Genomic DNA, 24,523 nt, shown 5'->3' on the forward strand with positions numbered 1-24,523 from the left:
GCCTGTGGCGCGGGCAGTCTCAGAAGCTGTAGCTGACGCCGAACTGGACGACCGGCTTGTAGCGCAGGTCCTGCGACAACTCGGCCTGTGGCGCGCTGTTGCCCAGGCGCAGGCTCGAGGCACCGCCGCCTACCACGCCGACGTCGGCGCTGAAGCCCCAGCCGCCTCGCAGCGAATAGCTGGTGTAGCCGACGCCCACGTAGGACAGGGACAGGTTGGGCTCGCGGTCGGGGCCGGTGAGCAGGCTGAGGCTGCGGCGACCGGCCGACAGCGACGGCGAGACCGCCGCGCTCTGGCCCAGCGCCAGGCCGGAGCTGCTCTGCAGCAGCGACATCGGGCCCAGCATCAGGCCGCCGGTGGCCCGCAGGCCGCCGCGCGTGCCGGCACCGAGGCCGGATCCGGTCAGGTAGTAGTCCGCCAGCAGGTTCGCGCTCAACAAGCGGCTGCCGTTGCGGGCGTCGAAGGAGAGGCTGTCGTTGTCCTGGGCCTGGCTCAACTGCAGCCGGCCCTGCCAGCTGGTGAACGCCTTGCGGTCCGGTTTCAGTTGCAGGCCCTGTTGGGCCCACGCCGCGCCGGCCATGCAGACACTGCCGGCCAGGACCACGGCAAGGCGCAGGAGCAAGGGGGCGGCGCTCATGGCAGGTCTCCCACACTGACGACGAACCCGTTTCAAGATGGATCAAAACGGGCACCAAGTCAGACCATGCTACGCCCGCCCCGGTTACGGCGCCAGATCGAGTTGAGGGGGATTCCAGGCACTGTTGCGGATTCCCGGCGCGGATTCCCGCAGTGTGGAAACAGTCTGTGAGGCGCACCACATTCCTGTGCCTCACGCCACATTCCTTACGCCGGCCAGCGGCCGCCCGTGGCGCGGGGCTGCCCCCCAGATCGCGGCGATTCTCGACGTCGACGAAGCCTCGTGCGCTCAGCAGATCGGCCACCGCCCCGGCTTGGTCATACCCATGTTCGAGGAGCAGCCATCCATTCGGGCGCAGCCGCCCTGGCGCGCCGGCGATGAGCGCCCGCAGGTCGTCCAGTCCGTCGCCTTCCGGCGTCAGCGCCATGCGCGGTTCATGGCGCAGGGCATCGAGGTGGTGATCGTCGCCCGCAACGTACGGCGGGTTACTGAGGATCAGGTCGAATGCCGATTGACCCGCCAGCGGCTCGTACCAGTTGCCGAGATGGGCCTCGACGGCCAGGCCCAGCCGACGGGCGTTGTCCTGGGCGACGGCCAGGGCGCCGGGGCTCGCGTCGACCATCCGGACGTCGGCGTCAGGGCGCCGCGACTTGATCGAGAGCGCGATCGCGCCGGTGCCCGTGCCCAGGTCGACGACCCGGGGCGTGTCCAGGCCTGCGAGACGTTCGAGCGCCCATTCCACCAGCACCTCGGTGTCCGGTCGCGGGATCAGCGTGTCCGGCGTGACGCGCAGCGTCAGGCCGAAGAATTCCTTCTCGCCGGACAGGTAGGCCAGCGGCACGCCATCGAGCCGGCGGGCGAGCCAGTCCTGGAAACGCTCTTGCTGGCGCGCGTCGAGCGGATCGGTGTCATGCGCGATCAGCCACGCGCGAGAGGCGCCGAGCAGCGCCTGCAACAGGTACTGCGCTTCGGCGCGCGGCAGGCCGGCCGCGATGGCGGCACGTCCGGCGGCGGCGACGGTCAGCGACTCCCCGGCGGGGCTCATGCCTGACCGCCTTCCAGCGCCGCGAGCTGCTCCGCGGCTTGCGCCTGCTGCAGGCCCTGCAGCACGTCGGCGAGATCGCCGTCCATGATCGCGCCGAGCTTGTAGAGCGTCAGGTTGATCCGGTGATCGGTCAGCCGTCCCTGCGGGAAGTTGTAGGTGCGGATGCGGTCGCTGCGATCGCCGCTGCCGATCAGGCTCTTGCGCTGCGCGGCCTCCTTGGCGGCGCGCTCGTTGCGGTCCTTGTCGCGCAGCCGCGCGGCGAGCACCGCCATCGCCTTGGCCTTGTTGCGATGCTGGCTGCGGTCGTCCTGGCACTCCGCCACGAGGCCCGTGGGCAAATGCGTGATCCGGATCGCGCTGTCGGTCTTGTTGACGTGCTGCCCGCCCGCGCCACTCGCGCGGAAGGTGTCGATGCGCAGGTCGGCGAGGTTGAGCTGGATCTCCTCGGCCTCGTCGGGCTCCGCCATCACCGCGACCGTGCAGGCGCTGGTGTGGATGCGGCCCTGCGACTCGGTGGCGGGCACGCGTTGCACGCGGTGACCGCCTGACTCGAACTTCATCTGTCCGTACACGCCGTCGCCATCCAGCCGCAGCACGATCTCCTTGTAGCCGCCCAGATCCGATTCACTCGCCGACAGCACTTCGCAGCGCCACCCCCGGCCTTCGGCGAAGCGGGTGTACATACGGGTCAGATCGCCGGCGAAGAGCGCCGACTCGTCGCCGCCCGCGCCGGCGCGGATTTCGAGGAATGCCGGCCGGTCGTCGTCGGGATCCTTCGGGATCAGCGCGAGCTGCAGTTCCTGGTCGAGCTGCGCCAGATCGGCCTCGGCGCCGGCGATCTCCTCGCGCGCCATCTCGATCATGTCGGCGTCGCCGCTATCCAGCAGCTCGCGCGCCGCGGCGAGGTCCTGCTCGCGCTGGACGTAGCGCCGGTAGCGCTCGACCAGCGACGACACCTCCGACTGCTCGCGCGTCAGCGCGCGGTAGCGCTTCATGTCGGCGGCGACACTGCCGTCGGCCAGCGTGCTGTCGAGCTCCGCCAGCCGGTAGCCGAGGCGGTCGAACTTCTGGCGCAGGGCGTCTTTCATGGGAATGGGAGGAAGGCGAAGAAGCGGAAGGGCGATCGGTCGATGGACCGGGAGCAGGCGGCACGGTGTGCCTGAGCAGCCGGTACCGGCTGCTCGCGCGTGGAACGCGCCGCTACGAATCCGCTTCGTCGCCGAGTGCGTCCGGGCGGGCGCCCGTCGCCTTCGGGCTGCCGCGCAGGAACAGCCGCGACACGGTCTGCGCCATCTGCAGGCGCTGTTCACCGTCGCTGCCGTTGAGTTCCGCCATCGCGCCGTGCAGCATCTTCTGTGTCAGTCCGCGCGCCAGCGCGTCCAGCACGCTGTCGATGTCCTCGCCCTTGGCGATCAGCTTGCGCGCGCGCTGGAGTTCGGCCTGGCGCCAGCTGTCGGCCTGCTGGTGCAGGGCCTGGATCAGCGGCACCGTGTGACGCTGACCCAGCCAGTGGACGAAGCTCTGGACGCCGGTCTCGATGATGGCCTCGGCCTGCTGGACCGCGGCCTGGCGCTTCTCGCCAGCGGTCTGGACCAGCTTGGACAGGTCGTCCACGGTGTAGAGGTAGACGTCGTCCAGCTTGGCCACCTCCTGCTCGATGTCGCGCGGCACGGCGAGGTCGACCATGAACATCGGCTTGTGACGGCGCTTCTTCAAGGCGCGCTCGACGGCGCCCAGGCCGATCAGCGGCAGGCTGGAGGCGGTGCAGGAGATCACCGCATCGAATTCGTGCAGGCGGTCGGGCAGGTCGGCCAGGCGGAAGGCCTCGCCGCCCAGTTGATGGGCGAGCTTCTCGCCGCGTTCCTGCGTCCGGTTGGCAATCGCGATCGCCTTCGGTCCCTTGGCGGCGAAATGCGTACCGACCAGCTCGATCATCTCGCCCGCGCCGACCAGCAGCACCTGGATGTCGGCGAGGTTCTCGAACAGCTGCGATGCCAGTCGCACCGAAGCCGCGGCCATGCTGATCGAGTGGCTGCCGATCTCCGTGGAGCTGCGGACCTCCTTGGCGACCGAGAAGCTGCGCTGGAACAGCTGGTGCAGCGTGGTGCCGAGCGTGCCGGCCGAATCGGCCTCGCGCACGGCCTGCTTGAGCTGGCCGAGGATCTGCGGTTCGCCCAGCACCATCGAGTCCAGCCCGCTGGCGACGCGGAACGCGTGCCGCGCGGCGGCGCCGTCCTCGACCACGTAGGAGTGGTCCATCAGCATCGAGCTGCCGACCCCGCCGACCTGCGCCAGCCAGTCGACGGCGGGGCGGACCATGTCGGCGTCGCCGGCGACGTAGAGCTCGGTGCGGTTGCAGGTCGAGAGGATGGCGGCCTCCGCGGCGGCGGTGCGGCGGCGTGGGTTCGTGCCGATCTGGTCCTGGAAACGCAGCAGCGTCGGGGCCAGTTGCTCGAGCGTGAACGCGAAACGTCCACGCAGATCGAGCGGCGCGGACGTGTGGTTCAGACCCAGGGCAAAGACGGACATGCAGCGATTATAAAATTCCCGCCCGACCCGTGTCTCGCACGGGCCTTGGCGGCGCGCTCATCGCCCCGGGATGCGTCAAGAAAGACGCCTTTCGACTGCCGTCCCGTTACAACTACCTCGCCCGGAGCGACCCGAACCGTGGACCCACTCGACGCCGTCTGGCATTTCGGCAACCTGTTCCTGCCCGCCTGGGGCGTTGCCGCGCTGGCGGCCGCGGCGCTCAAGCTGATCTGGCGCGAGAGCCTCGCCGACATGCGCTGGCGCACGCTGGCCTCCTGGGGGGCTCGGCGGCACGCTGGGCCTTTTCGCCGCGCTGATGCTCACCGGCAGCGACGGCACGATGGCCGGCTACGGCCTGATGCTGCTCGGCATCACCGTCACGCAGTGGGGCGTCAGTTACAAGCGCTGAAGGAACGCGCTACCGCTTTCGAGTGAGGCGGCTCAGCCCGCGAGGTCCTCGGTCACCGGCACCTCGCCGCGCAGCGAGTGCGCGAAGGCCTCGGTGATGTGCATCGGGATGATCTGGTGCATCAGCCGCTCGTGGCCCTTGAAGTTGACGATGCGGTTGCACTCGGTGCGCCCCATCAGCTCCGTCGCGTCCCGGCGGGCATGACCCGACACCAGCACCGGCACGGTCTTGCCGACCATGCCATGGTTGTAGCGGACGGCGGTCGCCTCGATCTCGGCCTGCAGTTCCTGGAGCCGGCGGACCTTCACCTCATGCGACGTATCGTCGGCGAGGTTGGCGGCCGGTGTCCCCGGACGCGGACTGAAGATGAAGCTGAACGAGGCATCGAAGCCGATGTCGCGCACCAGCTGCATGGTCCTGGCGTGGTCCTCGTCCGTCTCGCCGGGGAAACCGACGATGAAGTCCGACGCGATGCGGATGTCCGGCCGCACCGCGCGCAGCTTGCGGACGATGCTCTTGAACTGCAGCGCGGTGTAGCCGCGCTTCATCGCCATCAGGATGCGGTCCGAGCCGTGCTGCACCGGCAGGTGCACGTGGTTCACCAGCTTCGGGATCGTGCCGTAGGCGTCGATCAGACGCTGGCTGAATTCGTTGGGGTGGCTGGTCGTGTAGCGGATGCGCTCGATGCCGGGGATCTCGGCGACGTACTCGAGCAGCAGCGCGAAGTCGGCGATCTCGTCCGTGCCGCCCATCGTCCCGCGATAGGCGTTGACGTTCTGGCCCAGCAGCGTCACTTCCTTGACGCCCTGGTCGGCCAGTCCGGCGACTTCCTCGAGCACGTCCTCGAAGGGCCGGCTGACTTCCTCGCCTCGGGTGTAGGGCACGACGCAGTAGGAACAGTATTTCGAACAGCCTTCCATGATGGACACGAAGGCGGACGCCCCCTCGACCTTGGCCGGGGGCAGGTTGTCGAACTTCTCGATCTCCGGGAAGGAGATGTCCACCTGGGGCTTCAGCTGCGCCTGGCGCTGGGCCAGCATCTGCGGCAGCCGGTGCAGCGTCTGCGGGCCGAAGACGACGTCGACGTAGGGCGCGCGCTCGATGATCGCCGCGCCTTCCTGGCTGGCGACGCAGCCGCCGACGCCGATCAGGACGCCCTTGGCCTTCAGGTGCTTGATGCGGCCGAGGTCGGAGAACACCTTCTCCTGGGCCTTCTCGCGGACCGAGCAGGTGTTGAACAGCACCAGATCGGCCTGCTCGACATCGGTGGTCGGTTCATAACCTTCGGCGGCGCGCAGGACGTCGGCCATCTTGTCCGAGTCGTACTCGTTCATCTGGCAGCCGAAGGTCTTGATGAAGACTTTCTTGCTCATGGGGAGCTCCGGGAATCGGGAGGAATGCGGCGGCCCCGCGACGATGCGCCGGTCCGGTGGTCCCGGGGGCGCGGCGCGGTCGGGCGCTCAGTCGTTCAGGGCTTGCGCCACACCTGGCTGGCCTGGTCGAAGACCAGCTTGGACGCCTGGTCCGGCGTGGTCGGCCAGGACTTGTTGGCCAGCTCGACCTCGTTCAGCACCCAGACGTCCATGATCAGGCCGTTGATGTCGGCGGTGTAGAGGACGGTGACCTTCTGGTCGTACAGCGAGCCCGGCGTGGCGAGCTGGTCGACCGTGTTGCGGATCCGGGCGCCGGGGGCGAGGCGCGCTGCCTTGCCGTTGAGCTTGACGTCCGGCGCGACGCCGACGATCAGCTCGCCGCGCAGCGCGCGCTGCGGGAAATAGCGGTGACCGGGGACGATCTGGGCCTCGGCGGTCGAGGGCGTCGTCACGGCGGCGAGGCCGCCGAACGCGGCGACGAGGGCGAACAGGGCGGTGCTGGCGGCCGTCGCCATCATCGATCGACGGCGGGGCAGGGCGGGCGAGGCACAGCGGTACATGGTGTAGATCCAGTGGCTGCGGAAATGCGCAAGGGCGCAAGTGTAGCGGGGAGGCCCCGGCTCACAGGCGCCCGGTGGCGGTGCCCTGCGCGACGGCCGCGGGACCGGGTTCCGGCAGCACGTAGACGACGCCCGGTCCGTGGCCGAGCACGGGCGCGACGACGCGGTCGAAGAAGTCGCCCGCGACGACGACGCAACCGAGCGAAATGCGGTTGTCGTCCGGCGAGGGCGAGGCGAGCCGCTCGGCGCGGCGCTCGTAGGCGGGGCTCGGACGCAGCCGGTGGATGGCGAACGCGGCGTCGTAATCGACCCAGATGACGGTCTCGCCCTTGAGATTGGGACCGGGTTGGCTGTCGTAGCGACCGGAAGGCGTGGTACGCAGGCTGGGCGGAATGCCGGTGCTCACCATCTGGCCGACGCCGGGGGCGACGGTGTCGCCGCGCGCCAGCCCCAGCAGCGCCGGCGCCGCGCCGACGAGCTGGCCGTCGGCATTGAAGACGAAGAGCTTCGCCTCCTTCTTGTCGACGACAGCGAACGGGCGTCCCTTGGCGTCGAAACCCTCGAACGCCGCACGGGCCACGGCGCGTGCTTCGGGAGAGGCGGCCTCGCCGTGGAAGTCGACGGCGAGCGGCGCGATGTGCGCGGAAGGCGGCGGCATCTGCTGCTGAAGCGCGGGTTCGGCGCGAACGCCGCCGGCCATGCCCAGCGTCGCCGCGATGACCGCAGCCATCGCCATCCCTGCCCAAACCGCCTGTTTCGACTGACCCGACGACCCGATCGACTTCATACTGCCCGATGTCTTTCTGGCGGACGGTCTGAGGTGCTCCGGCGAGGGCCGGGCGAGTCCGCTCGGGCCGCATATTAAGGAGCAACGCGTTGCTTCAACGGTCGATCTGTCGGCAAAAACGGCAGGACTTTCCCGGAAATTTGTAAGACGTGCGGGTTGCGGCACGAATCGACGTACGTTAGGTGCGAGATAGGAACTTCTCGCTGATCGGTGCGCGATGTTGCGTCAGGCATCGCACCACGCCGATGCATGCCGCCCAAACGAGGGGTGAGTGCCCCCGTACGCGTACGGTCATTACCGATCAGCAATACATGGGCGCGTGCCGACACACAAAATCCGCGCTCGACAAGACCGGACAACGGTCGTCCACCAGAGAGCAACGATGACAACGATCGTGGGAATCCGTCCATGCTGATGGCCGCCGTGCGCGTCGCGCTGCGACGCCCTTACACCTTCTTCGTGCTGGCGCTGCTGCTGCTGATCATCGGCCCGCTGGCGGCCCTGCGCACGCCCACCGACATCTTCCCGGAGATCAAGGTGCCGGTGATCGCGGTGGCCTGGCAGTTCACCGGACTGCCGCCGGACCAGATGGCCGGCCGCATCTCGACGCTGTTCCAGCGCACGCTGACGACCACCGTCAACGACATCGAGCACATCGAGGCCAACACCTATCCCGGCGTCTCGGTGGTGAAGATCTTCTTCCAGCCCGGCGTGAACATCGCGGTGGCCAACGCGCAGGTGACCGCGGTCGCACAGGTCGCCGTGCGGCAGATGCCGGCCGGCACGACGCCGCCGCTGATCCTGAACTACAACGCCGCCACGGTGCCTATCCTGCAGCTGGCGCTGTCGGGCAAGGGGTTGTCGGAGCAGCAGCTCTTCGACCTCGGCTTCAACACGATCCGCACGCCGCTGGTGACGGTCCCCGGCGCGGCGATCCCGCTGCCCTACGGCGGCAAGCAGCGTCAGGTGCAGATCGACGTCAACCCGGCCGCGCTGCAGGCGCGCGGGCTGTCGGCGCAGGACGTGGCCACGGCGCTGGCGACGCAGAACGTGCTCACGCCGATCGGCACGCAGAAGATCGGCGAACTCGAATACACGCTGCAGCTCAACAGCGCGCCTTCAGCGATCGAGGAACTGGGGCGGTTGCCGGTGAAGGTGGTCAACGGCTCGACGATCTATCTGCGCGACGTCGCCGACGTGCATGACGGCAACGCGCCGCAGACCAACATCGTCCATGTGGACGGCGGGCGCTCGGTGCTGATGTCGGTGCTGAAGAACGGTGCGGCGTCCACGCTCGCGATCGTCGACGGCGTGCGCGCCAAGCTCGGCGAACTGCGACCGTCGCTGCCCGATGAGCTGGAGGTCAAGCCGATCAACGACCAGTCCGTCTTCGTGCGCGCCGCCATCAAGGGCGTCGCGGTCGAAGGCGCCATCGCCGCGGCGCTGACCAGCCTGATGATCCTGCTGTTCCTGGGCAGCTGGCGCTCGACGGTGATCATCGCGGTGTCGATCCCGCTGTCCATCCTGGGATCCATCATCGGCCTGGCGGCGATCGGCGAGACGCTCAACCTGATGACGCTGGGCGGCCTCGCGCTCGCGGTGGGCATCCTGGTCGACGACGCGACGGTGACCATCGAGAACATCAACTGGCACCTGGAGCACGGCAAGGGCGTCGAGGAGTCGATCATGGACGGCGCGCAGCAGATCGTGACGCCGGCCTTCGTCTCGCTGCTGTGCATCTGCATCGTGTTCATCCCGATGTTCTTCCTGGAGGGCGTGTCGCGCTTCCTGTTCGTGCCGATGGCCGAGGCGGTGATCTTCGCGATGGTGTGCTCGTTCATCCTGTCGCGCACGCTGGTACCGACGATGGCCAAGTACCTGCTGCATCCGCACGCGCCGCTGACCGACGGTCACGGACATCTGGCGCAGCCGCCCTCGCGCAATCCGCTGGTGCGCTTCCAGCGCAACTTCGAAGCCCGCTTCGAGCGCGTGCGCGAGGGCTACCGCCGCATGCTAGAGACCGCGCTGGCGAGCAAGAAGACCTTCCTGACCGGTTTCGCGGTGGTGGTGCTGGCGTCCTTCGCGCTGGTGCCCTTCATCGGCAGCAACTTCTTCCCGCAGGTCGACTCGGGCCAGATCCTGATGCATGCGCGGGTGCCGGTGGGCACGCGCGTCGAGGAGACCGCCGCGCGCTTCGCCAAGATCGAGCAGGCGATCCGCCGCGTGATCCCGTCCGACAAGATCGAGACCATGGTCGACAACATCGGCCTGCCGCCGTCGTCGATCAACCTGACCTACAACAACACCGGCGTGCTGGGCACCTCCGACGGCGACTTCCAGATCGCGCTGAAGGAAGGCCACGCGCCGACGGCCGACTACGTGCGCCAGCTGCGCCAGATCCTGCCGCGCGAGTTCCCGGACACGACCTTCTCGTTCCCGCCGGCCGACATCGTCAGCCAGATCCTGAACTTCGGCGCGCCCGCGCCCATCGACGTGCAGGTGCGGGGCCGCGACGTCGAGTCCAACTTCGTCTACGCGCAGCAGCTGCTCAAGCGCATCAAGGCGATCCCGGGCGTGGCCGACGCGCGCATCCAGCAGTCCAACAAGGCGCCGACCTTCAACGTCGACGTCGACCGCACGCAGGCGCAGCTGCAGGGCCTGACCACGCGCGACGTCGCCAACAGCCTGGTCGTGAACCTCGCCGGCAGCAGCCAGGTCGCACCGACCTTCTGGCTGAATCCGCAGAACGGCGTCAGCTACTCGATCGTGATGCAGACGCCGCAGCATCAGCTGGATTCGCTGGCTTCGCTGAGCAACCTGCCCATCGGGAACGGCAGCCAGCCGGGCACCTCGACGCTCGGCGGCGTGGCGACCTTCCAGCGGGTCAACAGCCCGGCGCTGATCAGCCAGTACGACGTCGCGACGATGGTGCAGATCCATGCGACGACGCAGGACCGCGACCTCGGCGCCGTCGCGCGCGACATCCGCAAGGTGCTCGCCGACACGCAGGCCGACGTGCCCAAGGGCTCGAACGTGCAGCTGCTCGGACAGGTGCGCACGATGGACCGCGCCTTCTCGGGCCTGCTGTTCGGGCTGCTCGGCGCGGTGGTGCTGATCTACCTGCTGATCGTCGTGAACTTCCAGTCCTGGCTGGATCCGGCGGTGATCGTGTCGGCGCTGCCCGCGGCGCTGGCCGGGATCGTGTGGATGCTCTTCGCGACCGGGACGACCTTGTCGGTGCCCGCGCTGACGGGGGCGATCATGTGCATGGGCGTGGCGACCGCCAACAGCGTGCTGGTGATCAGCTTCGCACGGGAGCGTCTGGAGGAACTCGGCGACGCCTACGCCGCCGCGATGGAAGCCGGTTTCGTGCGCTTCCGTCCGGTGCTGATGACGGCGCTGGCGATGGTCATCGGCATGCTGCCGATGGCGCTGGGCCTGGGCGAAGGCGGCGAGCAGAACGCGCCGCTGGGACGCGCCGTGATCGGCGGCCTGGTCTTCGCCACTTTCGCGACGCTGGTCTTCGTGCCGGTGGTGTTCAGCATCGTGCATCGACACCACCGCAAGACCGGCCCCGCCGCCGACCTTTCTGAATCGAACGACTTGACCGCCGGCGCCAGCGCGCTGCCCGGGGCCGGAGATGCTTCCCATGCGAACTGATAACGACAACACCGTGGTGTCCTCGCGTCCTCCCGCGCGCTTCAAGCTCGCCGCGACCGTCGCGGTCGTGATCGCGGTGTCGGTGGTGGTCGTGGGGCTGTGGTCCCGCAAGTCCAACGCCGAGCAACTGCAGAGCACGGCCGACGAACGCGGCCAGCCCAGCGTCGCGCTGGTCTCGCCGCAGCCCTTGACCGAAGGCGGCCTGGAGCTGCCCGCGCGGATCGAGGCCTGGTCGCGTGCGCCGATCTACGCGCGTGTCAGCGGCTATCTGAAGCGCTGGAACGTCGACATCGGCGGCAAGGTCAAGGCCGGGCAGCAGCTCGCCGAGATCGAGACGCCCGACCTCGACCAGCAGCTGATGCAGGCCAAGGCCGAGCTCGCGACCGCGCGCAGCAATGCCGCGCTGGCGGCGAGCACGGCCAAGCGCTGGCAGGGGCTGCTGGAATCGGACTCGGTGTCGAAGCAGGAAGTCGACGAGCGCACCGGCGACATGACCGCCAAGCAATCGCAGGTGACGGCGCTGCAGGCCAACGTCGACCGGATCGAGGCGCTGAAGCGCTTCACGCAGTTGACGGCGCCGTTCGAAGGCGTCGTCACCGCGCGCAACACCGACGTCGGTGCGCTGATCAACATCGGCGGCGCGCCGGGCAGCGAGCTGTTCGTCGTCTCCGACACGCGCAAGCTGCGCGTCTACGTGAACGTGCCGCAGCGTCAGGTCGCCCAGGTGCGCGCCGGAGGCAAGGCCGTGCTGACGGTGCCTGAGCGGCCCGGACAGCGCTTCGCCGCGACGGTGCAGTCGACCTCGCAGGCCATCAACACCGCCAGCGGCGCGATGCTGGTGCAGCTCGCCGTCGACAACGACAAGGACGAGCTGCTGCCGGGCGGTTTCGCGACGGTGCGCTTCGACGGTGCGGCGCCCGCTTCGGCGAGCGGGCAGGCCGGCGCACAGGCGAACGTGGCGGTCTCGCTGCCGCCGGGCGCCGTGATCATCAACAAGGACGGCGTGCAGGTCGCGACGGTCGACGCGGGCAATCGCGTGAAGCTGCGCAAGGTCACGATCGCGCGCGACATGGGCACGCGAATCGAGCTCGGCGGCGGGCTGACCGCTGCGGACCGCGTGATCGCGAATCCGCCGGACGGCATCGCCGACGGCGACGTGGTGCGCGTCGCGCAGCCCGCGGCCGCGGCGGCATCGGCGAAGGGACGCACATGACGACACGCCCGTCTGCCGGCGCCGTTCGCGGCGTCACGCTCGCCATCGGCGCATTGACGGCTGCGTTGATCGCCGGCTGCGCTCAGCCGCCGAAGACGGTGCTGCCCGAGGTGCCGATGACGACGGGCTTCAAGGAAGCGCGGGGTCCGTGGGTCGAAGCCGGGTCGTCGTCTTCGACAGCCACGCCCATCGCCTTCGACGGCTGGTGGAGGGGCTACGGCGATCCCGAGCTCGACGCGCTGCAGCAGCGGCTGGTCGAGAACAGTCCCGACCTCGCGTCGGCGCTCGCCCGCTACCAGCAGGCGAAGGCCGCGACCGACAGCCTGCGTTCGGCGCAATCGCCGACGCTGAACAGCACTCTCAACGGGCAACGCGACCGGCAGTCGGAGCGTCGCCCGCTGCGCGTGCTCGGGCCGACCTCCCCCGATTGGTACAACAGTGCGACGCTGGGCCTGGACCTGAGCTACGAAGTGGACCTGTGGGGCCGCATCTCGCAGCAGGTCCGCGCCGGACTGGCGTCGGAGCGGGCGGCGGCGGCGGACCTTGCCGCGGCGCGCCTCGCGCTGCAGGCGCAGCTGGCTGATTCCCTGCTGCAACTGCGCGGACTCGATCGCGACAACGCCTTGCTGGCCGATGCCGAAGAGGCCTACACACGCGCCTTCGATCTGATTTCCCGCCGGCACCAGGCCGGCATCGCGTCAGGTCTTGACCAGGCGCGGGCCGAGGGCCAGCTGGAATCGGCGCGTTCACAGCGTCGGCAGTCGCAGGCTCAACGCGCGGTGCTCGAGCACGCGATCGCCGCGCTGGTCGGCGCGAACGCTTCGAGCTTCCGCATCGAGCCGGCCGCGTCGCTGGACCTGGCGATGCCGGTGGTGCCGCCGGGGCTGCCTTCGACCTTGCTGGAGCGTCGTCCCGACATCGCCGCGGCGCAGCAGCGCGTGGTGGCGGCGACCGCGACGCTGGGCGTGGCGAAGACGGCGTTCTTCCCCTCGGTGGTGCTGAGCGCGCAGGGTGGATTCCAGAGCAGCGACTTCGGTCGTTTCCTCGAAGCGCCCAACCTGTTCTGGGCCATCGGGCCGACGCTGGCCTACAACCTGTTCGACGGCGGCCGACGCAAGGCCGAGGAAGCGCGCGCCTCCGCGGCGCTGGACGAATCGGCGCAGCGCTATCGCGGCACGGTGCTCGCGGCGTTCCAGCAGGTCGAGGACCAACTGGTCCTGCTCGACCGCTACGGCGAGGCGCTGGAGTCGGAGAACAAGTCGGTCGACGCGGCGGAGCGCTCGCTCGCGCTGGCGACGAACCGCTATCGCGCCGGCGCGGCGGCCTACCTGGAAGTGGTCACCTCGCAGACGGCGGGACTGCAGGCGCGTCGCAGCGCCGTGGATCTCGCCACGCGGCAACGCCGCGCGACGGTGGCGCTCGTGAGGGCGCTCGGCGGTGGGTGGCAGCAGCCGGTGGAGATGAAGGCGGACGCGCGGCCCTGAGGCCTTGCCGCCCGACTGCTCAAACCGAGTTCCGGGCCGAGCCCATGGGCGTGGCGATGAGGCGTACGCCCAGGGCCGCGCAGACCCTGTTGATCGTGTCAAAGCGCGGCGCGCTGCCTGGACGCAGCGCCTTGTAGAGCGCCTCCCGCGTGATCCCGGAGGCTTGAGCGATCTGGTTCATGCCGCGCGCGCGGGCGATGTCGCCCAGTGCCGCGGCGAGCAAAGCGGGATCGTTGTCCTCAAGGACCGCAGTCAGATAGGCTGCGATCTCTTCTTCGTCGGTGAGGTACTCGACCGCATCGAACTCCGGGATCTCAGAGATCTTGATCTTCTTGGTCACGTGTCCTCCAGGGTGTTGGCCAACTGAACGGCCCTTCGGATGTCGGCCTGTTGCGTCGACTTGCCGCAGCCGCCGAGCATCACGATGACCGTGCCGCCCCGCTGTGCGTAGTACATGCGCCATCCGGGTCCGAAGTGCTCGCGCATTTCATGAACCCCGTCGCCGACCACCTTGACATCGCCGAGATGGCCGAGCTGCGCCTTGCGCAAGCGCTTGCTCAGGCGCTCACGGGTGCGCGGGTCTTGCCAAGCTCCGGAGCCAGTTCGAGAACTCATCGAGGCGGATGACGGTATAGGGCATGGTGGCAGTGTAATCGAACGATTACACCGCGCACCTCCATGGCGCCTCTGATGAATTCTCGTAACGCTAGATCGGCAAATGTAAAACGCCTTTCCGAAAACTAGCGGCCTCGTTAGTCTCCCTCCCGTTGTCGACATGGCCGCGCCTGCGCGCTGGCGTGTCGACACGTGGCCTGTGCCGACGGCCACCGTCCCCGACGCGGATCCTGCTGGTCCGCGCCGCGCGAGGCGGAGGAAACGGCGTTGGGTTCCCGAGCATTTCTTGATTCACCGCTGACCGGTGAGGGCGAAGCCATGCCCGCGCCGATCGCTTTAACCATTGGGAGACATTCGATGAAGAGCACCCGAATTGACGAGTCCATCGTGCTGGTCGCGCCGAAGCCGCCGACCGCCGGATCGCTGCGCGCTCCGAGCCCGCGGCACGGTCTGATGGCGATGGCGGTCGCTGTCGGCGTCGTCGCGCCGATCGGCGCGGCTCACGCGGCCGACTGGCCGTCCGGCTATTCCAAGTGCGCGGACGAAGGCGGCACCTGCAAGGTCGGTGACACCGCGCGCCAGGTCTCGTTCGGCGTGAAGGACAAGTGGGTCATCAAGAGCCTGAAGGGCAATGTCGCCTGCACCTCGGCGACCTTCGGCGGCGCGGATCCCAACCCGGGCAAGGCCGAGAAATGCGCGGTGGGACCGGCCGGTTCCCCGGCGCCTTCGCCGTCCCCGGCGCCGTCCCCCTCGCCAGCGCCATCGCCTTCTCCCGCGCCGTCACCGGCCCCGGCCGGCCACAGCGGCGGCTACGCGGGGCAGGTCACCGGCGGCGGTTCGGCGACGCCGGTCACCGTGACGACCGCGGCGCAGATGCAGGCCGCGATCGATGCCTACAGCGGCACCGGTGGCCTGGTGATCCGCTACACGGGCACCTTCGATTTCGGCACCATCCCCGATCCCTGCACGCAGTGGAAGAAGGCCGCGGGCGCCGTCGTCGAGGTCAAGAACAAGAGCAACGTCACGATCGAAGGCGTCAACGGCTCGGCGGCGAACTTCGGGCTCGCGATCAAGGCCGCGGCGACCAACATCATCATCCGCAACATGACGATCGGGCTGCTGCCCGGATCCATCGACGCCATCGGCATCGAAGGCCAGAGCGGCAAGTTCCCTGGCTACGTCTGGATCGACCACAACACGCTGTTCAGCTCGACCGCCGAATGCTCCGGCGCCGGCGACCTGGAGTTCGACGGCCTCATCGACAGCAAGGCCGGCGCGCATCACATCACCTACTCGTACAACTATCTGCACGACCACCACAAGGTCGGCCTGATCGGATCGAGCGACAGCGATGCGAGCGACCGCTACATCACCTTCCACCACAACGTGTACAGCAACGTCGGCTCGCGGCTGCCGCTGCAACGCGCGGGCTACACGCACCTGTACAACAACCTGTACTCGGGCGTGCTGACCTCGGGCGCCAACATCCGGATGGGGGCGTACGCGCTGATCGAAGGCAACTACTTCGAGAACGCGCAGAACCCGGTGACCTCGCGGGACAGCTCGTCGATCGGCTACTGGGAACTGCGCAACAACAACGTGCGCAGCCCGGCCGACTTCGCGACCTACGGGATCAAGTGGGTGGCCAGCGGATCGAGCCCGTCGCGCGACGCGACCGATTGGGTGACGACGGCGAACTTCCCGGTGGGCATCCCGTATTCGTACACGGTGCACACGCCGGCTTGCGTGAAGCAGAAGCTGCTGACCGTGGCCGGTGCGGGGAAGAACCTGGCGACCCTGAGCTGCAATTGAGCTCGCGCTGAGTTCGCGCGGCGTCGTCAATAGACCGGCAGGACGAAGTCCTCTTCGACCTGCCGGGCGCGACGAGCCGGGCTCGGTGTCAACAGGCGCTGCATCGGCGCGCTGCCGAAGAACCGTTGCAGGAGCCGCGCGATGGCGATGCCGACCGGTGTGCGGACATGCATGAGGCGGACGAAGCGGGGACTGAGTTCCTGCTGGCAGCGCTCGGCGTAGGGACGCAACAACGCCTCGTACGCGCGGAACGCTTCCGTGTGTGAGGCGGCCTTGCTGAGTTCGCCCGCCAGCACGTACGCGCCGACCAGCGACAGCGCCGTGCCCTTGCCCGTGAACGGCGTGGGGCAGTGCGCCGCATCACCCAGCAGGACCAGTCGGCCGACCGACCAGGTCGAGGCCTGGACCTGGCTCATCGGCCCGAAGTAGAAGTCCTGCACCGTGTCCAAGGCGTCGATCAGCCGATCGGCGATGGTGCCGCGTCCCTGGAGCGCGGCGACCAGCAGCTCCCGTCGGGACCGGCGTGGGGTGCCGTCCAGCTCGGCGGGCTCGGCGGGGAATGTGACCAGCGCGGTCGTTTCCGTCGCGCCGCCTGGTCGCAGGTTGATCATCGTGCCGCCGATGCCGTTGACCGAATGCGCCCAGAGGTCGTCGCCCGGGTGCTTCGGGATCTTGAAGAAGGCCATCCATGCGCCGAGGTGGCGCATCCGTGTCTGGGCTTCGAGCTTCAGGCTGCGCGTCGACGAGCTGAGGCCCTCCGCGCAGATGACGAGCGAGAAGGCCTCCCGGGTTCCGTCGTCGAAGATGACGAGCGCGCCCTCGTCGCCGTCCACGATGTCCGTGACGTGTCGTCCGAAGCGGTATTCGCAGCTGTCTCGCGTGGCCTCGAACAGCAGTCGCGCGAAGTCGCCCCGCAGGATCTCGAAGTCGCTGGTCAGGCTGCCGAAGCCGTCCTTCGGAAAGACGGCGACGACCTTCCCATTGGCGTCCAGCCATTTCTGTCCACACTCGCCCGTGTTGAGCGCCTGGACCTGGTCGTCCAGTCCCATGCGCCGGATGACCTGCTGCCCGGCGCCCTTCACGTCGACGTTCTGTCCTCCGTCGCGGAACGACATCGCCTTCTCGACGATGACCACGGAGAAACCATATCGCCTCAGCCAGTACGCGCAGGCGGGCCCGGCAATGCCGCCGCCGCAGATCAGGATCTTCTTGCTGCTTGTCATGGGTCCGCATTCACATCCGTTGGTTGACAGGGATGGACGTTAGGAGGGCGGGGTGTTGGTCACAAGAAGCGGTCATGCCAAGATCTGTTGAATTCCTGCCACGCCCCTTCCGGGCGCCAACTGCCCCCGTCATGCCGCTGTTTTCGAGAGATTTGCTGGTCGATTGGGAGGAGCCCGATCTGGTTCCCCGTCCTGTTGTGACCCTGGGTGCGGTAGGGCTGGACGCGTCCGATTGGGTCGACGTCGATGATGTCGCCGCGCCGTCGCAGCGGGGGCGCGAGGCGGTCTTCCACGCACATCGGAAGGGGCAGTTCCTGCTGTGGATGCGAGGGCTGCTCACCTGTGAGGTCGAGGGCGGGTTCTGGCTCGTGCCGCCCGGGCAGGGTATCTGGGTGCCGGCCGGCGTCCAGCATCGGATGGAGACCGCAGGGCGGGTGGAGTGCTACGTGGTGTACGTGGATCCTGCGGTAAGCGGTCCGTTGCCCACGCAGTGCTGCACCCTGGCCACCACGCCGTTGCTGCGTGAACTGGTCGTTCGTTCAGCGGCGCTGCCCATGCGCTATGCGGAGGAGGGCATGGCTCCGCGACTCGTGGCGTTGCTCCTGGATGAACTGGCCCTGGCGCCGGCAGGGCGGCTCCATTTGCCCCTGCCGGCCGATGGGCGGCTGCGGCCCCTTGTCGACTGGATGATGGCCCACCCGGCGGAGCGCGGCAGCGTCGAGGCTTGCGCAGGATGGATGGGCCTGAGCGCCCGCACCTTGTCGCGGTTGATCGCTCACGAGACCGGGATGAGCTTCGGTCGCTGGCGTCGGCAACTGCATCTGCTGCTGGCGCTGCAGTGGCTCGCGAAAGGCGCGGCGGTCCAGGATGTTTCGGAGGGGCTGGGCTACGAGAACGCCAGCAACTTCGTCGTGATGTTCCGGAAGGCGCTGGGTGAGTCGCCGGGACGGTATCTGGCGACGCGGCGCTGAGGGCGGCTGGAAGCGGAGAGGCCCTCGCGGTGACGAGGGCCTCCGGATCAGCAGGTCCGCAGGACTGCGGGCCTGGTTCGGATCAGAAGGGGTAGCTCTTCGACAGGAGCGTGTAGTTCTCGAAGATCCAGGCTTTCACCTTTGAACGTCCTTGGAGGTTGGACGGCAGCTTCTCGTGGATCATCCATTCACAGATCTGCCGCACGCGGATGTCCAGGTCCCCGCCGTCCTTGGACGTGAGGGAATTGAGCAAGGTGAGCACCTCGTAGCCCTCCTTGCGGCTGAAGCGGTCCGCGTCTTCGACGGTCCTGTGCGGGTTGTCTCCCGGCACGGCGTTCCAGCTGTAGTTGCTGTACTTGAGATCGCTCTTCTTGAGAGTCGGCATATCGCCCCTTTCTCGGTAGTTGAGCTACCTCGGTGGTGGGACGGGCCGCAGGAGTTTGGTCTGGACTTGCTGGATGGGGCTCGCCGACTCGCGAACCCTCGTTGTTGCGAGAGCCTCAGTCTGCAAACGCTCTACTTGTCTGCGGACTTGTACAGCTCGTAGACGAGGTTATCGACGGCCTCAATCCGCAGCAGCGAAGTCGAAGACATGCTGTCGTCGGGCTTGGAGCCGAACTTCACCAGTTCCCGCGAGAAGGCCGGCAACCGAACGCCGGGTGGGCGTTTGCAAGAGGCGTTCATCGCGATCTTCTCGCCCTTGATGACGGCCAGTCCTGCGTGGAACGGGCAGTCTCCTCCCACGCATTCGGTCATCAGGTATCTGAAGTTGCCGCGGTCGAACCAGACCTGGCTGACCCAAGCGCGCGGCGCGACGGGCGAGACCGTGCCGCTGAAGAAGCGGCCGTTCTCCGGCGTTGCCGCGAACTCGTTTTCCACGGTGCCTGAAGCCCCGTAGCGATAGGTGAGTGCGGTGAGCGCGGCCTCGGTGGGCGAGGCGCAAAGCGATGCTGTCTTCTTCCCCGTGAAGCAGTTGAAGACCACCTCCTCATCTGCTTTGCACAATGCGTCGCCTGGCTCGGCCGCTGAGGCGAGCATCGGTAGCAAGAGCACGCAGGCGGCCAGCGCCGTTCGACTATTCAAAGCGTTCATAAGCGGTCGTGAAATGCGTCTGGCGTTGACCACCCGTGGGACGCGGTCGACGTCAGCAGTGGCGCTGCCTTTGTCTGCGAGACGGCCTGCCCGTTCTGGGGGCGATTCCGCCGCTTTCCGTGGGCATCACGCAAAGTGTCTCCCCGTGCCTGAGCCCACGTCCCTGGCCTTGCTCCTGGCCGGGGCCACGGTGCACCTAGCTTCCAACTGTCCAACTTCTTGGGGTCAGTTCACTACGAAGCAGACCCTCTTGGTAAATCACCGCGTCGCGGACTGCCGCGATGAGCATGGGGGCATAGGGCTTGGGAATGCTGATCATGAGCCCTTGGGTCTTCGACCGGCCCACCTGAAGCCGACCACGCCGCCTGCGATCAGGCAGACAGCCATGAAGCCCAGGGCGGTCATGAAGGCGTCCCCGATGTCCGAATCCGACTTGATGTAGCGGGGCCCATACCAAAGTGCGAAGAGCTCCACGAGTCCATAGGACACCAGGGCAAAGACGATCGCACCGAGGAGGGTGAAGAAGGCTCGCTTCATGTCATCTGCCAGAACCAGATGGCCTTGGCCTTGCGGTAGTCGCTCCAAAAGCCTTGGATGGCAAAGCCCGTGGCGATACGAAACCAAGAGGAGGTGTCGGTCATGCGGGACTCTTTGGACAGGTCGATGTGGTCGCCACTGAGCCCGGGGCCGTAGTAGTCCTTGATGAAGATCACGCCTTGCTTGCCCTTGATCTTCTCAAACGAGGTGGCCACATCCTTGCCCGTGGACTTCTGGATCTTGCCCGGAAGCACCGCTGCATTCTTGTCTAACCAGGTCGCGAGCTCTTCGGCCCGGATCGGGTATTTGGGCTTGTCCGAGGCGGTGTGGCCATGGCGGAAGTTGCGCGACTTCTTGTGCCACTCCGGCCCAATGAACAAAGCCCGCAAGACTTGCGTCTTGCGGGCTTTGAAATTTGGTGGCGCTTCAGGGATTCGAACCCCGGACCTGCGGATTATGATTCCGTCGCTCTAACCGGCTGAGCTAAAGCGCCTTGCGAAGACAGCGACTATAGCAAAGATTTAGAAGACAATGCAAGCCCCGCCGATCACGGCATCGAAATTTCGGCGCGCGAGTCCCACTCGACCCCTCCATGTTCAGCTTCCTCAAGAAAAAACTGGGCTTCGGCGCCGCCGAACCCACACCGGCTCCCGCTCCCGAAGCGCCGCCGGCCCTCGACATCGCGCCCACTCCGGCCGCCCCCGCCCCCGCCCCCGCGCCCGCCATCGAGCCGACGTCGACTCCGGCACCCGCGCCGGTCGCGCCGGTCGCGCCGCAACCCCTGACCCCGCCGACGGCGCCCGTTCCAGCCGCCGCAGTCGCAGCGCCGGCCATTGCTCCGGCGCCCATCGCAGCGCCCGCGCCAGTTGCGCCTGCACTTGCACCGACGCCCGCGCCCGTTGCCTCGCCGAAACCCGCTCCTGCTCCCGCACCCGTGGCGGTGACTCCGGTCGCGGTGGTTGCGCCCGCGCCTGCGCCGGTCCCTGAGCCGGCACCGCGCAAGAGCTGGATGGACAAGCTCCGCCAGGGCCTGCGCAAGACCGGGTCGAGCATCTCCCAGGTCTTCACCGGCACGCAGATCGACGACGCGTTGTATGAAGAGCTCGAGGCCGCGCTGCTGATGGCCGATGCCGGCGTGAAGGCGACCGAGTTCCTGCTCGACGACCTGAAGCGTCGTGTGAAGGACGCCAAGGCCACCGATCCGGCCGCCGTGCGGCAACTGCTGGTGGACGCGCTGACGGAGCTGCTGCAGCCGCTGCAGCGGCAGCTCGTGATCGGCGAGCACTCGCCGACGGTGATGATGGTGGTCGGCGTGAACGGCGCCGGCAAGACGACCAGCATCGGCAAGCTCACGCGCCATCTGGCCGATGCCGAGGCCAACGTGCTGCTGGCTGCGGCAGACACCTTCCGCGCCGCTGCGCGCGAGCAGCTCGCCGTGTGGGCGGACCGCAACCGCGTGCAGATCGTCAGCCAGGAGGGCGGCGATCCGTCCGCGGTGACCTTCGATGCGGTGGTCGCGGGCAAGGCACGCGGCTGCGACGTCGTCATCGCCGACACTGCCGGCCGGTTGCCGACGCAGCTCCATCTGATGGAGGAGCTCAAGAAGATCAAGCGCGTGATCGGCAAGGCGCAGGAGACAGCGCCGCACGAGGTGCTGCTGGTCGTCGACGGCAACACCGGCCAGAACGCGCTGATGCAGGTGAAGTCGTTCGACGACGCGCTCGGCTTGACGGGACTGATCGTCACCAAGCTCGACGGCACGGCCAAGGGCGGCGTGCTCGCAGCGATCGCGCGCGAGCGGCCGATCCCGGTCTACTTCATCGGCGTCGGCGAGAAGCTCGAAGACCTCCAGACCTTCGACGCGCGAGAGTTCGCGCAAGCGCTGCTGGAATGAAAATCGGCTCCCTCGGGAGCCGATTTTCATTGGTGGGTAGGGTTACATCGGGAACCCGCCGCCCCCGCCGCCCATGAGGTTCTTCAGGCCGCCCATCTTCTTCATCATCTTCATCAGGCCGCCGCCCTTCATCTTCTTCATCATCCCCTGCATCTGGTCGAACTGATTGAGCAGGCGGTTGACCTCCTGGATGTGGACGCCCGCGCCCGCGGCGATGCGGCGCTTGCGGCTGGCCTTGGACTTGCCGTCCATCAGCAGCGCCGGCTGGCGGCGTTCCTTGGCGGTCATGGCGTTGAGGATGCCTTCCATGCGCTTCATGTCGCGCTCGGCCTTGTCCATGTCGGGCTGGCCGGCCTTGGCGGTCATCTGCGTGGGCAGCTTGTCCATCAGTCCGGACAGTCCACCCATCTTCTTCATCTGCGAGATCTGCGCGAGGAAGTCGTTCAGGTCGAAGCCGTCGCCGGACTTGAGCTTCTCGGCCAGCTTCTGCGCCGCCTCGACGTCCACGCCCTTCTGGACTTCCTCGACCAGCGCGACGATGTCGCCCATGCCGAGCACGCGGCCCGCGTGGCGCTCGGCGTCGAAGACCTCCAGGCCGTCGATCTTCTCCGACACGCCCGCGAACTTGATCGGCGCACCGGTGATCTGCTTGACCGACAACGCCGCACCGCCGCGCGAGTCGCCGTCGAGCTTGGTCAGCACGATGCCGGTCAGCGGCAGCGCTTCCTTGAAGGCCTTGGCGGTGTTGATCGCGTCCTGACCCTGCATCGCGTCGACGACGAACAGCGTCTCCACCGGCTTCAGCGTCGCGTGCAGGTCGCGGATCTCGGCCATCAGCGCTTCGTCGATCGCCAGGCGGCCGGCCGTGTCGACCAGCAGCACGTCGAAGAAGTGACGCTTGGCGTGATCCAGCGCCGCCAGCGCGATGTCGTGCGGCTTCTGGTCCGGCGCCGACGGGAACCATTCGGCGCCCGCCTGCTTCGTCACCGTCTTGAGCTGCTCGATCGCGGCCGGGCGGTACACGTCCGCCGAGACCGTCAGCACCTTCTTCTTGCGCTTCTCGGTCAGGTGCTTGGCCAGCTTGGCGGTCGTCGTCGTCTTGCCGGCGCCCTGCAGGCCGGCCATCAGGATGATGGCGGGCGGCTGCGCGGCCAGGTTGATGTCGGCGACGCCGTCGCCCATCGTCGCGGCCAGTTCCTTGTGGACGACCGAGACCAGCACCTGACCCGGATTCAGCGAGGCGGCCACCTCCTGGCCCAGCGCCTTCTCCTTCACGCGGGCGACGAAGTCGCGCACCACGGGCAGCGCGACGTCGGCCTCCAGCAGCGCCATGCGGACCTCGCGCATCATGTCCTGCACATTGGACTCGGTGATGCGGGCTTGACCCCGCATGGTCTTCACAAGCCGGCTCAGTCGATCGGTCAGGGTGGATGCCATCGTTTCGGCCCCGCGCAAGCGGGCGCGCCTCATTACACTTTGCAGATGATTTTATCGTCCGCCTCCGCCGAGCCCAGCGGCCTGCTCCTCGCCGCCCTCAGCGCCGCCGGGGCACTGGCCTATGCCGCCGCCGCCGTCTTCGCCCACCGGCGCCCCCGCACCTGGCGCGCGGTGCTGGTCCTGGCCTGGCTGCTGCACCTGGCCGCGCTGGTCGTGGACATCGGCGGCATCGGCGCCGCGCCGGTCAACGGCGGGCATGCGGCGCGCTTCGGATTCGCGCCGTCGCTGTCGATGACGATCTGGCTCATGATCGGCGTCTACCTGGTCGAAAGCCGCTTCCTGCCGTTGCCGTCGGCGCAGCGGCTGCTCAGCCTGCTGGGGCTGGCCGTCATGCTGGTGGCCTGGGCCTTTCCCGGTGAGTACCGCCCGCAGGCGGGTTCGCCGCTGGCGCCGTTGCACTGGGCCATGGGCCTGGCGTCGTACGGCCTGTGCGGCGTCGCGGTGATGCACGCGGTGATGCTCAACCGCGCCGAGCGCCAGATGCGTTCCCAGAAGGGGCAGGGCGCGCCCGCCTTCGGCACGCCGCTGCTGCGGCTCGAGCGCCTGACCTTCCAGTTCGTGGGCGCCGGCGTCGTCGTGCTGTCGATCGCGCTGCTGCTCGGCGTCGCCTTCACGCCCGAATGGCGGTGGGATCACAAGACGTTGTTCGCCGTGCTCGGCTGGATCGTGCTGACCGGGCTGCTCACCGGTCGTCGCGTCTTCGGCTGGCGCGGCAAGCGCGCCACGCGTTGGCTGTACTTCGGTGCCGCGCTGCTGCTGCTGTCCTACGCCGGCTCGCGTTTCGTGCTCGAAGTCGTGCTGCAGCGCGCGCCGGTCTGATCGCAGATCGCCCCGATGACGTTTCCCCTTCGATCCCTTCGACTGCCCCATCGTGATCAAGCTGCTCTTCTGGATCGTCCTGCTGGCGGTGGTCGCCTTCATGCTCGGCTTCAAGCGGGGCCGCCCGGCATCGCGTGAGGAACGGGCCCCGGCGGCGCCCACGCCGGCGCCGCCGCCCGCGCATGAACTCGAATCCATGGTGAGCTGTGCCGAGTGCGGCACCCACCTGCCGGCCGGCGAGGCCTTGCCCGGTCGCGGCGGCCAGTTCTGCAGCGCGTCCCATCGCGCCGCCCATGAGGCCCGCCTGGACGCGGCCGCGGCGGAGCGCGCCCGCGGCGCCTCCTCCGGACACTGACCGCCGGAGCA

Annotated in this window: 22 protein-coding genes, 1 tRNA gene and 1 pseudogene; 8 read left to right on the top strand and 16 right to left on the bottom strand. The window is 68.1% G+C overall.

Annotated elements, in window-relative coordinates; genetic code table 11:
* Positions 1 to 19 precede the first annotated feature (19 nt).
* The 7 genes and pseudogenes from ACQ86G_RS10965 to ACQ86G_RS10995 form a co-directional block, all read right to left on the bottom strand.
* Positions 20 to 637, bottom strand: a complete 618-nt coding sequence (locus ACQ86G_RS10965; protein WP_431260581.1) for a hypothetical protein — start codon at positions 635 to 637, stop codon at positions 20 to 22.
* A 298-nt stretch (positions 638 to 935) separates the two neighbouring features.
* Positions 936 to 1,682 (bottom strand): annotated as a pseudogene (gene prmC, locus ACQ86G_RS10970) (peptide chain release factor N(5)-glutamine methyltransferase); the annotation flags it as partial.
* Positions 1,679 to 2,770 carry a peptide chain release factor 1 gene (gene prfA / locus ACQ86G_RS10975; protein ID WP_431260582.1) on the bottom strand — a complete coding sequence of 364 codons (1,092 nt, stop codon included), beginning with the start codon at positions 2,768 to 2,770 and terminating at the stop codon, positions 1,679 to 1,681. The pseudogene prmC and the gene prfA, both read right to left, overlap by 4 nt.
* A gap of 112 nt (positions 2,771 to 2,882) precedes the next feature.
* Positions 2,883 to 4,211 (bottom strand): glutamyl-tRNA reductase, encoded by a 1,329-nt coding sequence (gene hemA / locus ACQ86G_RS10980; protein ID WP_431260583.1) that lies wholly within the window; start codon positions 4,209 to 4,211, stop codon positions 2,883 to 2,885.
* Positions 4,212 to 4,652: 441 nt separating this feature from the next.
* The gene (gene miaB, locus ACQ86G_RS10985) at positions 4,653 to 5,993 is read right to left on the bottom strand and encodes a tRNA (N6-isopentenyl adenosine(37)-C2)-methylthiotransferase MiaB (RefSeq protein WP_431260584.1); all 1,341 of its coding nucleotides are present in this window, start codon (positions 5,991 to 5,993) and stop codon (positions 4,653 to 4,655) included.
* Between the two features lie 95 nt (positions 5,994 to 6,088).
* Positions 6,089 to 6,553 (bottom strand): hypothetical protein, encoded by a 465-nt coding sequence (locus ACQ86G_RS10990; RefSeq protein WP_431260585.1) that lies wholly within the window; start codon positions 6,551 to 6,553, stop codon positions 6,089 to 6,091.
* Positions 6,554 to 6,614: 61 nt separating this feature from the next.
* Positions 6,615 to 7,283: a L,D-transpeptidase gene (locus tag ACQ86G_RS10995; RefSeq protein WP_431260586.1), complete on the bottom strand. Its 669-nt coding sequence runs from the start codon at positions 7,281 to 7,283 to the stop codon at positions 6,615 to 6,617.
* A gap of 468 nt (positions 7,284 to 7,751) precedes the next feature.
* On the opposite strand from ACQ86G_RS10995, the gene ACQ86G_RS11000 reads away from it, so the two are divergent.
* Genes ACQ86G_RS11000 through ACQ86G_RS11010 form a run of 3 tightly spaced genes read left to right on the top strand, consistent with a single transcriptional unit; the run spans position 7,752 to position 13,697 of the window.
* Positions 7,752 to 11,000 carry an efflux RND transporter permease subunit gene (locus ACQ86G_RS11000; RefSeq protein WP_431261379.1) on the top strand — a complete coding sequence of 1,083 codons (3,249 nt, stop codon included), beginning with the start codon at positions 7,752 to 7,754 and terminating at the stop codon, positions 10,998 to 11,000.
* Positions 10,990 to 12,213 (top strand): efflux RND transporter periplasmic adaptor subunit, encoded by a 1,224-nt coding sequence (locus ACQ86G_RS11005; RefSeq protein ID WP_431260587.1) that lies wholly within the window; start codon positions 10,990 to 10,992, stop codon positions 12,211 to 12,213. Before ACQ86G_RS11000 ends, ACQ86G_RS11005 begins: the two co-directional genes overlap by 11 nt.
* Complete coding sequence (locus tag ACQ86G_RS11010; protein ID WP_431260588.1) at positions 12,210 to 13,697, top strand: efflux transporter outer membrane subunit; 1,488 nt, start codon at positions 12,210 to 12,212, stop codon at positions 13,695 to 13,697. Before ACQ86G_RS11005 ends, ACQ86G_RS11010 begins: the two co-directional genes overlap by 4 nt.
* A gap of 19 nt (positions 13,698 to 13,716) precedes the next feature.
* Here ACQ86G_RS11010 and ACQ86G_RS11015 read toward each other — a convergent pair whose 3' ends face one another.
* Together ACQ86G_RS11015 and ACQ86G_RS11020 are read right to left on the bottom strand one after the other, a co-directional pair.
* Positions 13,717 to 14,037, bottom strand: coding sequence for an addiction module antidote protein (locus ACQ86G_RS11015; protein ID WP_431260589.1), 321 nt, complete (start codon positions 14,035 to 14,037; stop codon positions 13,717 to 13,719).
* Positions 14,034 to 14,246, bottom strand: a complete 213-nt coding sequence (locus ACQ86G_RS11020; RefSeq protein ID WP_431260590.1) for a type II toxin-antitoxin system RelE/ParE family toxin — start codon at positions 14,244 to 14,246, stop codon at positions 14,034 to 14,036. The genes ACQ86G_RS11015 and ACQ86G_RS11020 overlap by 4 nt, the downstream gene beginning before the upstream one ends.
* A 423-nt stretch (positions 14,247 to 14,669) precedes the next feature.
* On the opposite strand from ACQ86G_RS11020, the gene ACQ86G_RS11025 reads away from it, so the two are divergent.
* The gene (locus tag ACQ86G_RS11025) at positions 14,670 to 16,124 is read left to right on the top strand and encodes a pectate lyase family protein (protein ID WP_431260591.1); all 1,455 of its coding nucleotides are present in this window, start codon (positions 14,670 to 14,672) and stop codon (positions 16,122 to 16,124) included.
* Positions 16,125 to 16,150: 26 nt separating this feature from the next.
* On the opposite strand, the gene ACQ86G_RS11030 is transcribed toward ACQ86G_RS11025, so the two are convergent.
* Entirely contained in the window at positions 16,151 to 17,347 is a 1,197-nt protein-coding gene (locus ACQ86G_RS11030) for an FAD-dependent monooxygenase (RefSeq protein WP_431260592.1), read from the bottom strand.
* A 131-nt stretch (positions 17,348 to 17,478) separates the two neighbouring features.
* Between ACQ86G_RS11030 and ACQ86G_RS11035 the strand changes: the two genes are divergently transcribed.
* Complete coding sequence (locus ACQ86G_RS11035; RefSeq protein ID WP_431260593.1) at positions 17,479 to 18,318, top strand: AraC family transcriptional regulator; 840 nt, start codon at positions 17,479 to 17,481, stop codon at positions 18,316 to 18,318.
* 82 nt (positions 18,319 to 18,400) lie between these two features.
* Here ACQ86G_RS11035 and ACQ86G_RS11040 read toward each other — a convergent pair whose 3' ends face one another.
* From ACQ86G_RS11040 to ACQ86G_RS11060, 5 genes are all read right to left on the bottom strand, one after another.
* Positions 18,401 to 18,703 (bottom strand): hypothetical protein, encoded by a 303-nt coding sequence (locus ACQ86G_RS11040; RefSeq protein WP_431260594.1) that lies wholly within the window; start codon positions 18,701 to 18,703, stop codon positions 18,401 to 18,403.
* Between the two features lie 131 nt (positions 18,704 to 18,834).
* Positions 18,835 to 19,410: a hypothetical protein gene (locus ACQ86G_RS11045; RefSeq protein WP_431260595.1), complete on the bottom strand. Its 576-nt coding sequence runs from the start codon at positions 19,408 to 19,410 to the stop codon at positions 18,835 to 18,837.
* Positions 19,411 to 19,725: 315 nt separating this feature from the next.
* Positions 19,726 to 19,947 carry a hypothetical protein gene (locus ACQ86G_RS11050; protein WP_431260596.1) on the bottom strand — a complete coding sequence of 74 codons (222 nt, stop codon included), beginning with the start codon at positions 19,945 to 19,947 and terminating at the stop codon, positions 19,726 to 19,728.
* The gene (locus ACQ86G_RS11055; RefSeq protein WP_431260597.1) at positions 19,944 to 20,336 is read right to left on the bottom strand and encodes a T6SS effector amidase Tae4 family protein; all 393 of its coding nucleotides are present in this window, start codon (positions 20,334 to 20,336) and stop codon (positions 19,944 to 19,946) included. Before ACQ86G_RS11055 ends, ACQ86G_RS11050 begins: the two co-directional genes overlap by 4 nt.
* 27 nt (positions 20,337 to 20,363) lie before the next feature.
* A tRNA-Met gene (locus tag ACQ86G_RS11060) sits at positions 20,364 to 20,440 on the bottom strand.
* Between the two features lie 99 nt (positions 20,441 to 20,539).
* Here ACQ86G_RS11060 and ftsY point away from each other — a divergent pair.
* Positions 20,540 to 21,841 (top strand): signal recognition particle-docking protein FtsY, encoded by a 1,302-nt coding sequence (gene ftsY / locus ACQ86G_RS11065; protein ID WP_431260598.1) that lies wholly within the window; start codon positions 20,540 to 20,542, stop codon positions 21,839 to 21,841.
* 42 nt (positions 21,842 to 21,883) lie between these two features.
* On the opposite strand, the gene ffh is transcribed toward ftsY, so the two are convergent.
* Positions 21,884 to 23,278, bottom strand: a complete 1,395-nt coding sequence (gene ffh / locus ACQ86G_RS11070; RefSeq protein WP_431260599.1) for a signal recognition particle protein — start codon at positions 23,276 to 23,278, stop codon at positions 21,884 to 21,886.
* Positions 23,279 to 23,323: 45 nt separating this feature from the next.
* On the opposite strand from ffh, the gene ACQ86G_RS11075 reads away from it, so the two are divergent.
* The gene (locus tag ACQ86G_RS11075) at positions 23,324 to 24,157 is read left to right on the top strand and encodes a cytochrome C assembly family protein (RefSeq protein ID WP_431260600.1); all 834 of its coding nucleotides are present in this window, start codon (positions 23,324 to 23,326) and stop codon (positions 24,155 to 24,157) included.
* Between the two features lie 52 nt (positions 24,158 to 24,209).
* Complete coding sequence (locus ACQ86G_RS11080; RefSeq protein ID WP_431260601.1) at positions 24,210 to 24,512, top strand: PP0621 family protein; 303 nt, start codon at positions 24,210 to 24,212, stop codon at positions 24,510 to 24,512.
* Positions 24,513 to 24,523 lie beyond the last annotated feature (11 nt).

It is taken from the genome of Roseateles chitinivorans (assembly GCF_050632145.1).
In the GTDB taxonomy this organism is placed as follows: domain Bacteria; phylum Pseudomonadota; class Gammaproteobacteria; order Burkholderiales; family Burkholderiaceae_C; genus Roseateles; species Roseateles chitinivorans_B.

Excerpts from the sequence above, each read along its gene's own strand:
- ACQ86G_RS10965 (WP_431260581.1), bottom strand. The coding sequence starts at position 637 with ATGAGCGCCGCCCCCTTGCTCCTGCGCCTTGCCGTGGTCCTGGCCGGC.
- prfA (WP_431260582.1), bottom strand. The coding sequence starts at position 2,770 with ATGAAAGACGCCCTGCGCCAGAAGTTCGACCGCCTCGGCTACCGGCTG.
- hemA (WP_431260583.1), bottom strand. The coding sequence starts at position 4,211 with ATGTCCGTCTTTGCCCTGGGTCTGAACCACACGTCCGCGCCGCTCGAT.
- miaB (WP_431260584.1), bottom strand. The coding sequence starts at position 5,993 with ATGAGCAAGAAAGTCTTCATCAAGACCTTCGGCTGCCAGATGAACGAG.
- ACQ86G_RS10990 (WP_431260585.1), bottom strand. The coding sequence starts at position 6,553 with ATGTACCGCTGTGCCTCGCCCGCCCTGCCCCGCCGTCGATCGATGATG.
- ACQ86G_RS10995 (WP_431260586.1), bottom strand. The coding sequence starts at position 7,283 with ATGGCTGCGGTCATCGCGGCGACGCTGGGCATGGCCGGCGGCGTTCGC.
- ACQ86G_RS11005 (WP_431260587.1), top strand. The coding sequence starts at position 10,990 with ATGCGAACTGATAACGACAACACCGTGGTGTCCTCGCGTCCTCCCGCG.
- ACQ86G_RS11010 (WP_431260588.1), top strand. The coding sequence starts at position 12,210 with ATGACGACACGCCCGTCTGCCGGCGCCGTTCGCGGCGTCACGCTCGCC.
- ACQ86G_RS11025 (WP_431260591.1), top strand. The coding sequence starts at position 14,670 with ATGAAGAGCACCCGAATTGACGAGTCCATCGTGCTGGTCGCGCCGAAG.
- ACQ86G_RS11030 (WP_431260592.1), bottom strand. The coding sequence starts at position 17,347 with ATGACAAGCAGCAAGAAGATCCTGATCTGCGGCGGCGGCATTGCCGGG.
- ACQ86G_RS11035 (WP_431260593.1), top strand. The coding sequence starts at position 17,479 with ATGCCGCTGTTTTCGAGAGATTTGCTGGTCGATTGGGAGGAGCCCGAT.
- ACQ86G_RS11040 (WP_431260594.1), bottom strand. The coding sequence starts at position 18,703 with ATGCCGACTCTCAAGAAGAGCGATCTCAAGTACAGCAACTACAGCTGG.
- ACQ86G_RS11045 (WP_431260595.1), bottom strand. The coding sequence starts at position 19,410 with ATGAACGCTTTGAATAGTCGAACGGCGCTGGCCGCCTGCGTGCTCTTG.
- ACQ86G_RS11050 (WP_431260596.1), bottom strand. The coding sequence starts at position 19,947 with ATGAAGCGAGCCTTCTTCACCCTCCTCGGTGCGATCGTCTTTGCCCTG.
- ftsY (WP_431260598.1), top strand. The coding sequence starts at position 20,540 with ATGTTCAGCTTCCTCAAGAAAAAACTGGGCTTCGGCGCCGCCGAACCC.
- ffh (WP_431260599.1), bottom strand. The coding sequence starts at position 23,278 with ATGGCATCCACCCTGACCGATCGACTGAGCCGGCTTGTGAAGACCATG.
- ACQ86G_RS11075 (WP_431260600.1), top strand. The coding sequence starts at position 23,324 with ATGATTTTATCGTCCGCCTCCGCCGAGCCCAGCGGCCTGCTCCTCGCC.